Genomic DNA, 11,996 nt, shown 5'->3' with positions numbered 1-11,996 from the left:
ACGCTACTCCGCCGCCATCGTCAACTGCCGCTCCAGCTCGCCCTGGAGCTGGCGGGGGGTGACCGGCTTGTGGGCGATGCCCAGCCCGTGCGCGGTGGCGTCCTGCTGGCACTCCGGGCCGGTCTCGCCGGTCAGCAGCACCGCCGGCACCACGTGGCCGACCTGCTCGCGGATCGCCAGGATCGCCTCCGTGCCGACGCGGCCGGCGCGCAGGCGGTAGTCGGCGACGATCAGGTCGGGCGCCCGCCCCTTGCCCCGCAGCCGTTCCAGCGCCTGCTCGGCCGAGCCGGCGATCAGCACCTCGCAGCCCCACTCCCGGAACATCGCCTGCAGGCCCAGCAGCACGATGGCGTCGTCGTCGATCAGCACCACGAACCGCCCGGCGGCGGCCGGCGCGGCCGGCGCCACCACCGCACCCCGCACCGGCTGCGCCGCGGCGGGGGCGAGCGGCACCGTCACGGTGAACATCGATCCCTGCCCCGGTGCCGACCGCACCGCCACCGGATGGACCAGCAGCCGCGACAGCCGCTTCACGATCGCCAGCCCCAACCCCAGTCCCTGCCCGCGGTCGCGCTCGGAATTGGCGACCTGGTGGAACTCCTGGAAGATGGTTTCCAGGTGCTCGGCCGGGATGCCGATGCCGCTGTCGCGCACGGTGATCCGCGCTTGCCCCGCCTCCACCACGCACTCCAGCCGCACGCCGCCGCGCTCGGTGTAGCGCACCGCGTTCTCGACGAGGTTGCGCACCATGCGGCCCAGCAGCGTGGCGTCGCTGCGCACCGTCACGTCGCCGGACAGGACGACGGCGAAGAACAGGCCCTTGCTCTCCGCCACCGGGGTGTAGGAGGCGCCGATGTGCTCCAGCAGCGGCCCCAGCGCCACATCCCCCACCTGCGGCACGATCACGCCCGCGTCCAGGCGGGAGACGTCGAGCAGGCTGTCCAGCAGCCCCTTCAGCGTGTCGATCCCGCGGTCGAGCATGGTCAGCATGTCCCGCCCGCGCTCGTCGTGCACGTGGCGCGCCAGCGCCGCCGAGAAGAAGAACAGCGACTGGATCGGCTGGCGCAGGTCGTGGCTGGCGGCGGCCAGGAACTTGGTCTTGGCGAGGTTGGCGCGCTCCGCCTCCTCCTTGGCGGCGCGCAGCGCCTCGCCCGCGTTGTGGCGGTCGGTCACGTCCTGCAGGTAGGCGGCGAACCCCTCGCGCGAGGGGAAGGCGCGCACCGCGTACCAGCGCCCGTGCGTGGTGGAGAACGCTTCGAACTCCGCCGCCCCGCCACCTTCCATCACCCGCCGGGCGTTCTCTTCGAAGGCGCTGCCCACGGCACCGGGAAACGCTTGCCAGAGGTCCATGCCGATGAAGTCGTGCCCGCCGCCCAGCAGCGTCCGCGCGCGTTCGTTCATGAAGGCGATGCGCCAGTCGCGGTCGACTTCCAGCACGCTGTCGTTGGTGCAGTCCAGCACCTCCGCCCGCTTGCGCGCGGCGGCGTGCGCCTGATCGCGCAGGGCCGCCTGATCCTGCACCGCGTCGGCCATGGCATCGAAGGCGTGGCCCAGCGCCGAAAGCTCGTCCCGCCCGCCGGACAGCCGGGCGCGGGCGGACAGGTCGCCCATGGCCCAGCGCGCCACCGCCGTCTCCAGCGCGCGCACCGGACGCAGCAGCAGCCGTGCCCCCAGCCACGCCGACACCATGGCCAGCACCAGCCCGGCGGCGATCAGCAGCATGCCGCGCCACGTCGATTTCGTGACGTCGGCGAACGCCAGCTCGCGGTCGAGCCCGACGGCGACGAACAGCCCCTGCGCCCCGCCCCTCAGCGCGATGTGGCTGACGATGCGGCGCACGCCGTCCATCGCGTCGGTGTCCAGCGTGCCGACCTCGCGGCTGCCGCGCAGCGGCATGAACGCCGCCGGCATCGCGGTGCCGACCGTCTCCACCGCTTCCGGCTGGCGGGCAAGCAGGGTGCCGTTGCGGTCGGCGATCAGCAGCGCCATGCCCGGCGGCAGCGGCTTCTCGGCCATGTAGCGGTTGAGCCAATCGAGGTCGAGCGCCGCTCCCACCACCCCCACCAGCCGCCCGAGATCGTCGTGCACCGGATAGGCGACGTGCAGGCTGCGCCGCCGGCTCTGCTTGCCGAACACATAGTCGCCGACGGCGAAGCCGTCGTTGCGCACCGCGCGTTGAAACCATGCCCGGTCGGCGACGTTGTTGCGCGTCCCCGGCTCGCCCGCGCACATGCCCTGCCCGCCGACGTCCATCACGTCGATCAGGGCGTATTGCGGGAACTGGATCTTCAGCCGCTCGACCAGATCGTTGCAGCGCACCGAATCCAGCTTGCGCACCGATTCCACCTGCGACAGCGCCACCACCAGCTGCCGCCCGCCGTCGATGATGCGCGCCAGTTCGTCCGCCATCAGCTCGACATGCCGGCCCGTCGTCGCCGTCACCTCGTCCATGCGGGTGCGGCGCAGGTCCAGCTCGCTGTAGGCCTGGATGGCGATGGCGGGCAGAAGGGTGATGCCGACGAGGAGAAAGAGCCGGGTGAGCAGGGTCATCAGGAAGCGTCGTCCGTGCCGCGCTGGGTCGGGTCGCGTACGCCGCTGCGCCGCCAGGTCCGAACATTCGGATCTTCGCCAAACATGGTTAATTGCTAGTTAACTATGTTTGACCTGCCCATCGGAGATAGGGACCCGCCCCTGGAACCTCCGGCGCCACCGCACGGTTTGCGAAAGGCGCCAACCGAGGGAGGGGATTTGCGATGAGCGTCGAAACCATGATCCGCGACACCTACGACCAGGTGTTCGGCGGCGAGCCGAACATGTCGACCATGGAGCGCGTGGCCTCGTCCGGCTTCGGGCTGATCCTGGCCGCGGCCGGCGTCAACCGTGCGGGCCTGCCGGGCGCCCTCATGGGCCTTGCCGGCGCCGCCCTGGTCGCCCGCGGCATGAGCGGCCACTGCCCGGTCAAGTCGATGATGGAGGGTGGCCACGCCCTGGGCCACGGCGGACGCCAGGAATACGTCGACCACGACGAGCAGCCGCAGACCCACCCGGCGGTCCAGCGGCACGTGCCCGCGATGGATTGATGGCCCTGATGGGTTGATGGCGATGTGACGCTTCGCTCCGCGCCGCGCCTGGGGCACACTCCGCCCGCGCAGGACCGGCGGAGGGGTACGGCATGGCGGAGCGGATCGTCCATCTGACGGGCGGCCTGACAGGCAATGGCACCAGCGTGGCGCTGGGCGTCGGCGCCACGGCACGCCTGCTCTACTGGGGCCCCGCCCTGCCGGATGACATGAACGCGTTGAGCGGCCTTGCCGCCACGCAGCCCGGCACCGGCCTGGACTCCCCCGGCATGCCGCCGCTGATGCCAGTGGCCGGCTGGGGCTACTGGGGCCAGCCGGCTCTCTCCGGCCGCCACGCGCACGGCGGCTGGGCGCCGCGCCTCGTGGTCTCCGGCGTCCAGGAAGGTCCGGGCATCGCCCGCATCGCGCACGAGAGCGAGGACGGCACGCTGGCCACCGCCACCGCCCTGACGCTCGACGCCGGGACCGGCGTGCTGACGTCCGTCACGGAGGTGACCAACCGCGCGGCCGAGCCCTACCGCCTGGACTGGTGCGCGTCGCTCTGCCTGCCGCTGCCCGGCTTCCTGGACGAGGCGCTGGTCTTCGAGGGCACCTACGTGCAGGAGTTCCAGGAGCGCCGCGTGGCCCTGGGCGCCGGCACCCTGGTGCGGGAGAACCGCCGCGGCCGCACCTCGCACGACAGCTTCCCCGCCGTGATCCTCGGCCCCGGCGGATTCGGCAACCGGCACGGCGGCGTCTACGGCTTCCACCTGGGCTGGAGCGGCAACCACCGCGTTCTGGTGGACGGCCTGCCGGACGGCACCCGCGTCGTCCAGCTGGGCGAGCTGCTTCACCCCGGCGAGGTGGTGCTGGCGCCCGGCGAGACCTACCGCAGCCCGCCCGCCTACGCCGTCTTTGCCCCCGACGGGCTGGACGGCCTGATGGCGCGCACCCACGCGCACGTCCGCGCCCGCATCCTGCCGCGCCGCCTCGGCCCCCGCCCGGTGCACTTCAACAGCTGGGAGGCGGTCTACTTCAACCACGACCGCGCCGCCCTCCTCGACCTCGTGGAGCGCGCCGCGCGCGTCGGCGTGGAGCGCTTCGTGCTGGACGACGGCTGGTTCCACGGCCGCAACGGGCACACCGCGGGCCTGGGCGACTGGTGGCCGGACGAAGGCAAGTACCCCGACGGCCTGCGCCCGCTGGCCGAAGCCGTGCAGGCCAAGGGCATGCAGTTCGGCCTGTGGGTGGAGCCGGAATACGTGAACCCCGACAGCGACCTGTTCCGCGCCCACCCCGACTGGATCCTCGACCTGCCCGGCGCCCGCGATCCCGCGCCCAAGCGCCAGTACCTCCTCGACCTCGGCCGGCCAGAGGTGGCGGAGCACGTCTTCGCCCGCCTCGACGCGCTGCTGGCGCCAGGGTACATCGCCTACCTGAAGTGGGACATGAACCGCGACGCCGCCCCGGCGGCCAGCGGCGGCGAGCCCGCATGGCGGCGCCACGTGCTGGCGCTCTACGATCTGCTGGAGCGGCTGCGCGCCAGCCACCCGCATGTGGAGATCGAGACCTGCGCATCCGGCGGCGGCCGCGCCGACTGGGGCATCCTGGCGCGCACCGAGCGCGTGTGGCCCAGCGACAGCAACGACGCGCACGACCGCGTCGCGATCCAGCGCGGCTTCTCGCTGTTCTTCCCGCCCGAGGTGATGGGCAGCCACGTGGGGCGGGAGCGCTGCACGGTAACCGGCCGGCGCAACGACCTGTCCTTCCGCTGCGCCGTGGCGCTGTTCGGCGCCATGGGCGTGGAATGGGACATCCGCGCTTTGTCGGACGAGGAACTGGCCGAGCTGTCCGGCTGGATCGCGCTGCACAAACGCCACCGCGCCCTGCTGCACGGCGGCCGCCCGGTGCGCCTGGACCTGGACGGCGTGGAGGCCGCCGGCCACGGCGTGGTGGCGCCGGACGGCGGACAGGCGCTGTTCCTGGTGGCGCGTCTGGCGACGAAGGTGCAGCCCATCCACCTCCGCCTGCCCGGCCTCGACCCGCGGTCCGTCTACCGGATCACTGTCCCCGACGGCGTTCCCGACGGCATCGCCGCCGCCCTGCCGCGCGCCCGCGAAGGCCTGACCTTCACCGGCGCGCAACTGGCCGCCTACGGCCTGCGCCTGCCCCTCATGCTGCCCGACATCGCCCTGGTCCTGCTGGCGGAAAGAACTCAATAGCCCCTCTCCCTCGAGGGGGCGACGCCGAAGGGCGTCGCGGTTGGGGTGAGGGTGGTTACGGGCGGCAGCCCGGAGAAAGAGTCTTTGTCCCGCCTGCCGGCGGTAATGCCCCCTCATCCCAACCCTTCTCCCTCAAGGGGAGAAGGGCTTGTTGGTCACTTCGCCCGCAGATCCCGCACCCGCTTCGCCTTGCCGACGGAGCGTTCGATGGTGCCCGGCTCGCAGATCTCCACCTTGGTGGAAATGCCGATGTAGGACTTGATGTGGTGCTGCAGCGTCTTGGCCTGCACCGACGGCTCCGCCCCATGGTTTGTCGGCGCCGTCTCCACGCGCACGGCCAGCTTGTCCAGGTGCCCGTCGCGGGTGAGGATCAGCTCGTAATGCGGGGCCAGCGTCGGATCCTTGCAGATGATCTCCTCGATCTGCGTGGGGAAGACGTTGACTCCGCGGATGATCATCATGTCGTCGGAACGGCCGGTGATCTTGTCGATGCGCCGCATGCTGCGGGCCGTCGGCGGCAGAAGCCGCGTCAGGTCGCGCGTGCGGTAGCGGATCATCGGCAGGCCTTCCTTGGTAAGCGTGGTGAACACCAGCTCGCCGTACTCGCCATCCGGCAGAACCTCGCCCGTCTCCGGGTTGATGATCTCCGGATAGAAGTGGTCCTCCCAAATGACCGGGCCGTCCTTGGTCTCGACGCACTCGTTGGCCACACCCGGCCCCATGATCTCCGACAGGCCGTAGATGTCGACGGCGTCGATGCCGAACTTGCGCTCGATCTCCTCGCGCATGGCGTTCGTCCAGGGCTCGGCGCCGAAGATGCCGATGCGCAAGGACGTCTCCCAGGTGCGCAGCCCCTGCCGCTCCATCTCGTCGGCGATGTTCAGGATGTAGGACGGCGTCACCATGATGATGTCGGGCTGGAAGTCGCGGATCAGCTGGACCTGCTTCTCCGTCTGCCCGCCCGACATGGGGATGACCGTGCAGCCCAGCCGCTCGGCGCCGTAGTGGGCACCCAGGCCGCCGGTGAACAGGCCGTAGCCGTAGGCGACGTGCACCTTGTCGCCGCGCCGCCCGCCGGCCGCGCGGATCGAGCGGGCGACGAGGTTCGCCCACATGTCGATGTCGTTCTGGGTGTAGCCCACCACCGTCGGCCGCCCCGTGGTGCCGGAAGAGGCGTGCAGGCGCACGATCTCCTGCATCGGCACGGCGAACAGGCCGAAGGGGTACGTCTCGCGCAGGTCGTCCTTCTTGGTGAAGGGGAACAGGGCGAGGTCCTTCAGTTCCTTGAAGTCGCCGGGGTGGACGCCCTTGGCGTCGCACTTGCGCTTGAAGTGCGGGACGTTGGCGTAGGTGTGCTGGAGCGACCACTTCAGCCGCGCGACCTGCATCGCGGTGATTTCATCGCGGCTCGCCGTCTCGTAGTGGTCCAACTCGTGCTTGAGCGGCGCCTGGATCACGGACATTGCGTTTCTCTCCCATGAGGGCCTTTGCGGCCCGTTGTTCTTTGGCACTGGGGTGTCTGGAGCCCCTCCCCCCTCTCCCGTCAAGGGAGAGGGGCTTTGGGCGTCACACGCGCTCGATCACCGTCGCGATGCCCTGCCCAACGCCGATGCACATTGTACACAAGGCGCGGCGGACTTTCCTCTCTTCCAGTTCGTGCAGCGCCGTCAGCACCAGCCGCGCGCCCGATGCGCCCAGCGGGTGGCCCAGCGCGATGGCGCCGCCGTTCGGGTTGACGTGCTCCGCGTCGTCGGGCAGACCCAGCATGCGCATGACCGCCAGCCCCTGCGCGGCGAACGCCTCGTTCAGTTCCACCACGTCGATGTCGCCGATGGTCAGGCCCATGCGGTTCAGCAGCTTCAGCGAGGCCGGCGCCGGGCCGATGCCCATGATGCGCGGGGCCACGCCGGTCACCGCCATGCCGACCACGCGGGCGCGCGGCGTCAGGCCGTACTTCGCCACCGCCGCCTCCGACGCGACGATCAGCGCGGCGGAGCCGTCGTTGACGCCCGACGCGTTGCCGGCCGTCACCGTGCCGTCCTTGCGCACGACCGGCTTCAGCTTCGCCAGCGCCTCCAGCGTCGTCTCCGGGCGCGGGTGCTCGTCCGTATCAACAACGACATCGCCCTTGCGGCCCTTGATGGTGACCGGAACGATCTCGCGCTTGAAGCGCCCGCTCTCGATGGCGCGGCCGGCGCGCTGCTGGCTGCGGATGGCGAAGGCGTCCTGGTCCTCGCGGCTGACGTTGTAGTCCTGCGCCACGTTCTCCGCCGTCTCCGGCATGGAGTCGACGCCGTACAGCTCGCGCATCTTCGGGTTGATGAAGCGCCAGCCGATGGTGGTATCGTAGATCTCCGCCGCGCGGGAGAAGGCCGTGTCCGCCTTGCCCATCACGAACGGCGCGCGGCTCATGCTCTCCACGCCGCCGGCGATGATCAGGTCGGCCTCGCCCGCCTTGATGGCGCGGGCCGCGATGCCCACCGCGTCCATGCCCGACCCGCACAGCCGGTTCACCGTGGTGCCCGCCACACCCTCCGGCAGGCCGGCCAGCAGGGAGGCCATGTGGGCGACGTTGCGGTTGTCCTCGCCGGCCTGGTTGGCGCAGCCGTAGATCACGTCGTCCACGGCGGCCCAGTCGATGGTAGGGTTGCGCTCCATCAGCGCCTTGATGGGGGCGGCGGCCAGATCGTCGGTGCGCACCGCCGACAGCGCCCCGGCGTAGCGGCCGATGGGCGTGCGGATCACGTCGCAGAGGTAGGCTTCGGTCATCGCGTGTTCCTCGTTGGTCAGGCCAGATCCACGACGGCGCCCTTGATGGTCGCCGACTGGCCGCGGAAGATGCCGGTCACCACGCCGTCCTGGTTGGTGACGGTCACGTCGTACACGCCGGTGCGGCCCTTGCGGTGCACCTCGCGGCACACGGCGGTCAGCACGTCGCCCAGCTTGCCGGGGGCCGGGAAGGTGATGTGGCAGCCGGCGGCCACCGTCACCTCGTTGTTGGCGTTGCAGGCATAGGCGAAGGCGGTGTCGGCCAGCGTGAAGGTCATGCCGCCGTGGCAGATGTCGTGCCCGTTCACCATGTCCTTGCGCACGGTCATCGTCATCACGGCGTAGCCCGGCGCGATCTCCTTCAGTTCGATGCCGTGCGCCTGGGCGCACCAGTCGCGCTCGTACATGCCGCGGCCGACGGCCTCGGCGATCTCCTGGGCGGTGTGCGTCCGCTCAGCCATGGAACCCCTTCCTTCCCGAAACCTTGCGGCGGATCAGCGCGGAGGTGCGGTAGCGGTCCTCGCCGTACGCGGCGGCGAGGCCGTCCAGCACCGCGGCCACGCGGCCCGGCCCGATGTCGTCCGCCCAGGCCAGCGGCCCGCGCGGGTAGTTGACGCCCTTGGTCATGGCGATGTCCACGTCCCCGGCGGAGGCAACCCGCTGGAGCACCGCGTCCGCCGCCTCGTTGGCCAGCATGGCGACCGTGCGCATGACGATCAGGCCCGGCGCGTCGTCGATCACCGACACCGCCTTGCCCAGCGCCTGGAACAGCCCGGCCGCCGTGGCGACCGCGTCCGCCGACGCCTGATCCGCCGCCGCGATGGCAATCCGCCCGGCCTTGGCGTAATCCAGCGCCAGGTCGAACAGCACGAGGTCGGCGATGCCGTCCTCCTCCGCCCGCCGCGTGGCGGTGCGCCCGTCGGTCAGCGCCAGCGTGACGCCGTCCACCACCAGATGCCCGGTCTCGTCCGAGGCGCCCTCGGCGTCGAACGCCTCCTCCGTCACCTCCAGCCCGGCGCCGCGGATCAGGTCCACCAGCGCCTGCGCCGGCCCCAGGCCGCCCTTCACCTTCACGCCGGCCGGGCGCGGCCCGGTGCCGGCCGTATGCGGCGCCGGGGTCTCCGGCTCCGGCTTGTAGCGGTAGAAGCCCTGCCCGCTCTTGCGGCCCAGGCGTCCGGCCTCCACCAGCTCCTGCTGGATCAGCGAGGGCTGGAAGCGCGGGTCGCCGAAGTACGCCGCGTGCACCGACCGCGTGACCGCGAAGTTCACGTCATGCCCGATCAGGTCCATCAGCTCGAACGGCCCCATGCGGAAGCCACCGGCCTCGCGCATCACCGCGTCGATGGTGGCGGGATCGCCCGCCCCCTCCTGCATCAGCCGCAGCCCCTCGGCGTAGAACGGCCGGGCGACGCGGTTGACGATGAAGCCGGGGGTGGAGCGCGCATGCACCGGCGCCTTGCCCCACGCCTTGGCGGTGTCGAACAGCGTCTCCGCCATCGCACGATCCGTCGCCACACCGCTGATCACCTCGACCAGCGCCATCAGCGGCGCCGGGTTGAAGAAGTGCAGGCCCGCGAACCGCTCCGGCCGCTTCAGCGCGGCGGCGATGGCGGTGATGGACAGGGACGAGGTGTTGCTGGCCAGGATGGCGTCGGCGGCCACCGCCGCCTCCACCTCCCGGAACACCGCCTGCTTGACGGCGAGGTCCTCGACGATCGCCTCGACCACCAGCGAGGCCGTGTGCATCTCGGCATAGCCGCCCACCGGCCGCAGCCGGGCCACAACGGCGGAGCACTCGTCCGCCGCCATGCGGCCCTTCTCGACGAGCTTGCCAAGCGCGCCGGCAATGCTCTCCACCGCCTTGGCGGCGGCGTCGGGCCGGGCGTCGAACAGCAGCACCGGGTGGCCGCCTTGCGCCGCCACCTGCGCGATCCCCTGCCCCATGGCGCCGCAGCCGATGACGGCCACGGTCGCCGACCGGTCGAGCGCCGCCATCACTTGCCCTCGAACTTCGGCGCGCGCTTCTCGGTGAAGGCGGCGACACCCTCGCGGTAGTCCTGCGTGCGCCCGGCCTGGCGCTGGTAGTCGCGCTCCAGGTCCAGCTGTTCGTCCAGCGTGTTGGTGGCCGACGCCTGCATGGCCTGCTTGATCAGCGCCAGCCCCTTGGTCGGCTGCGTCGCCAGATGGCGGGCGAGCTTCTTCGCCTCGTCCTGCAGCGCCGCGTCGTCCACCACCTTGTAGATCATGCCCCAGGCCTCCGCCTGCTCGGCCGACACCTTGTCGCCCAGCATGGCAAGCGCCGTGGCGCGGCCCGAACCCACGAGGCGCGGCAGGAACCACGTGCCGCCGGAATCCGGCACAAGGCCCAGCTTGCAGAACGGCTGGATGAAGCTGGCCGAGCGCGCGGCCAGAACGATGTCGCAGGCCAGCGCGATGTTGGCGCCCGCCCCCGCCGCCACGCCGTTGACGGCGCAGACCACCGGGAACTCCAGCCCGCGCAGCGCGCGGACCAGCGGGTTGTAGTTCTTCTCCAGCGACTCGCCCAGGTCCGGCATGGCGGCACCCGGCGCCACCGCGCGGTCCGACAGGTCCTGCCCGGCGCAGAAGCCGCGCCCGGCCGCCGTCAGCAGCAGGCAGCGGATCGACGGGTCGCCCTGCACCTTGGCCAGCGCGTCGCGCACCTCGGCGTGCATCTCGGTGGTGAAGCTGTTCAGCTTGTCCGGCCGGTTGAAGGTCAGCGTCGCCACGCCCTCGGCCACCTCGAACAGGATGGTGGAATAGGTCACAGCGCACCTCCGCTCAGCGTCGTCATCGTTTCCATCCCTTGTTTCGTTTGCCCGTTCTGCGTTTGCTTGGCCCGCCAACCCTACGCCTCCGCCGCGAAGCGCGGAAGGCCCGCCGGCATTACCCACAAACGCGTTACAGTTTTTCTCAATACCGAACCGTATAGTGTAACACTTTGGCGTTCAGACCGGCGCCGGCAAGCCCAGCGCCTCCAGGTGCGGGCGCACGGTGGCGTCCCACTGGCGCAGCAGCTCGGCGTTGCTGCGCCGGCGCAGGCCATAGCGGCGGTACAGGTCCACCCGGTCGGAATCGATGCGCCCGAAGGTGTCCACCACGCGCGGGTACCAGTAGGCCACCGACGCCCGCGCGGAGGCCGCGCAGTCCAGCTCCGCCAGGCCCTGCTCCAGCGCCTTGCCGGCCAGCTGGACGTGCACCGCCTCGCGCTCCGCCACCTCGCCCATGGCCGCCGCCAGCGGCTCGTACGAGCAGCCGGCCAGTTCCCCCAGCTGCGGGGCAGCAGCGCAGCCCATCAGCAGCGTCAGCACCAGCACGTCCACCCACCCCTCCACGGGATAATGGAAGACGTTCAGCCGCTTGTCCGTGCCGATGCGCCGGTTGCCGAAGTCCATGTGCCGGTCGAAGCGCGCCGTCCAGCAGTGCGAGCGCACGTAGAGCTGCGGGTTGACGCCGAAGCGCTGCATCAGGCCCAGCACCGTCTCGGCGTGGCCGAACTTCTCCGACACGATGCGCGCCGCGGTGCGCCGCTCGCGCAGGCCCGGCGCGCGGTTGATCATGTCGGCCAGCCCCGCCGCACCCGCCAGCTCGCTGTCCACGAAGCCGGCCATCAGCCGCAGCAGTTCCGCCCGGTAGCCGGCGGGCAGGTCGGCGGTGACGGGGATGGTGCCGCCCGCCGCGACGTGCGCGACGAGGTCCGCCTCGTTCCTGAACATGTTCTCTCCCAAAGCCCGGAGCGGTTCGCCCGCCCTCCTGGCACCCGTACGTTTAGATACAGTTTTTTGCTTGTAACACAAAAAACGGTATCACAAAAGTCCGTTCGCGGGTTAAACTGTCATTATCGGCAAGATAGTGCAGCGGCTGGGCGCAACGTTGGGCATGGCGGACATCCTGATCATCATCGGGACGGAAGGTGGAAACGCGCGCT

General features: G+C 70.9%; 9 protein-coding genes. 2 read left to right on the top strand and 7 right to left on the bottom strand.

All coding sequences use genetic code 11. The features are described 5' to 3' along the window. Window positions 1-3: 3 nt before the first annotated feature. On the bottom strand, window positions 4-2,550 hold the full coding sequence (locus VED21_RS03020; protein ID WP_324880829.1) for an ATP-binding protein: 2,547 nt from the start codon (window positions 2,548-2,550) through the stop codon (window positions 4-6). 203 nt (window positions 2,551-2,753) lie between these two features. Between VED21_RS03020 and VED21_RS03015 the strand changes: the two genes are divergently transcribed. Both VED21_RS03015 and VED21_RS03010 read left to right on the top strand, forming a co-directional pair. Next, window positions 2,754-3,080, top strand: a complete 327-nt coding sequence (locus tag VED21_RS03015; protein WP_324880828.1) for a DUF2892 domain-containing protein — start codon at window positions 2,754-2,756, stop codon at window positions 3,078-3,080. A 92-nt stretch (window positions 3,081-3,172) separates the two neighbouring features. Beyond that, window positions 3,173-5,281, top strand: coding sequence for an alpha-galactosidase (locus VED21_RS03010; protein ID WP_324880827.1), 2,109 nt, complete (start codon window positions 3,173-3,175; stop codon window positions 5,279-5,281). Between the two features lie 155 nt (window positions 5,282-5,436). Here the strand turns inward: VED21_RS03010 and paaK are convergent, their stop codons facing one another. The 6 genes from paaK to VED21_RS02980 form a co-directional block, all read right to left on the bottom strand. After that, window positions 5,437-6,744, bottom strand: a complete 1,308-nt coding sequence (paaK, locus tag VED21_RS03005; RefSeq protein ID WP_324880826.1) for a phenylacetate--CoA ligase PaaK — start codon at window positions 6,742-6,744, stop codon at window positions 5,437-5,439. A 103-nt stretch (window positions 6,745-6,847) separates the two neighbouring features. Beyond that, entirely contained in the window at window positions 6,848-8,050 is a 1,203-nt protein-coding gene (pcaF, locus tag VED21_RS03000) for a 3-oxoadipyl-CoA thiolase (protein ID WP_324880825.1), read from the bottom strand. A 17-nt stretch (window positions 8,051-8,067) separates the two neighbouring features. Then, window positions 8,068-8,511 (bottom strand): hydroxyphenylacetyl-CoA thioesterase PaaI, encoded by a 444-nt coding sequence (paaI, locus tag VED21_RS02995; protein ID WP_324880824.1) that lies wholly within the window; start codon window positions 8,509-8,511, stop codon window positions 8,068-8,070. Continuing rightward, a complete protein-coding gene (gene paaH, locus VED21_RS02990) occupies window positions 8,504-10,045 on the bottom strand; it encodes a 3-hydroxyacyl-CoA dehydrogenase PaaH (protein ID WP_324880823.1) in 1,542 nt (513 codons plus the stop codon). The genes paaI and paaH overlap by 8 nt, the downstream gene beginning before the upstream one ends. Then, entirely contained in the window at window positions 10,045-10,836 is a 792-nt protein-coding gene (gene paaG / locus VED21_RS02985; RefSeq protein WP_324880822.1) for a 2-(1,2-epoxy-1,2-dihydrophenyl)acetyl-CoA isomerase PaaG, read from the bottom strand. Before paaG ends, paaH begins: the two co-directional genes overlap by 1 nt. Window positions 10,837-11,016: 180 nt before the next feature. Then, a complete protein-coding gene (locus VED21_RS02980; protein WP_324880821.1) occupies window positions 11,017-11,784 on the bottom strand; it encodes a Phenylacetic acid catabolic protein in 768 nt (255 codons plus the stop codon). Window positions 11,785-11,996: the final 212 nt, after the last annotated feature.

The organism is Azospirillum sp., from assembly GCF_035627195.1.
Classification (GTDB): domain Bacteria; phylum Pseudomonadota; class Alphaproteobacteria; order Azospirillales; family Azospirillaceae; genus Azospirillum.
The sequence above is the reverse complement of the archived record's forward strand: the minus strand, read 5'-3'. Positions and strand labels throughout refer to the sequence as shown.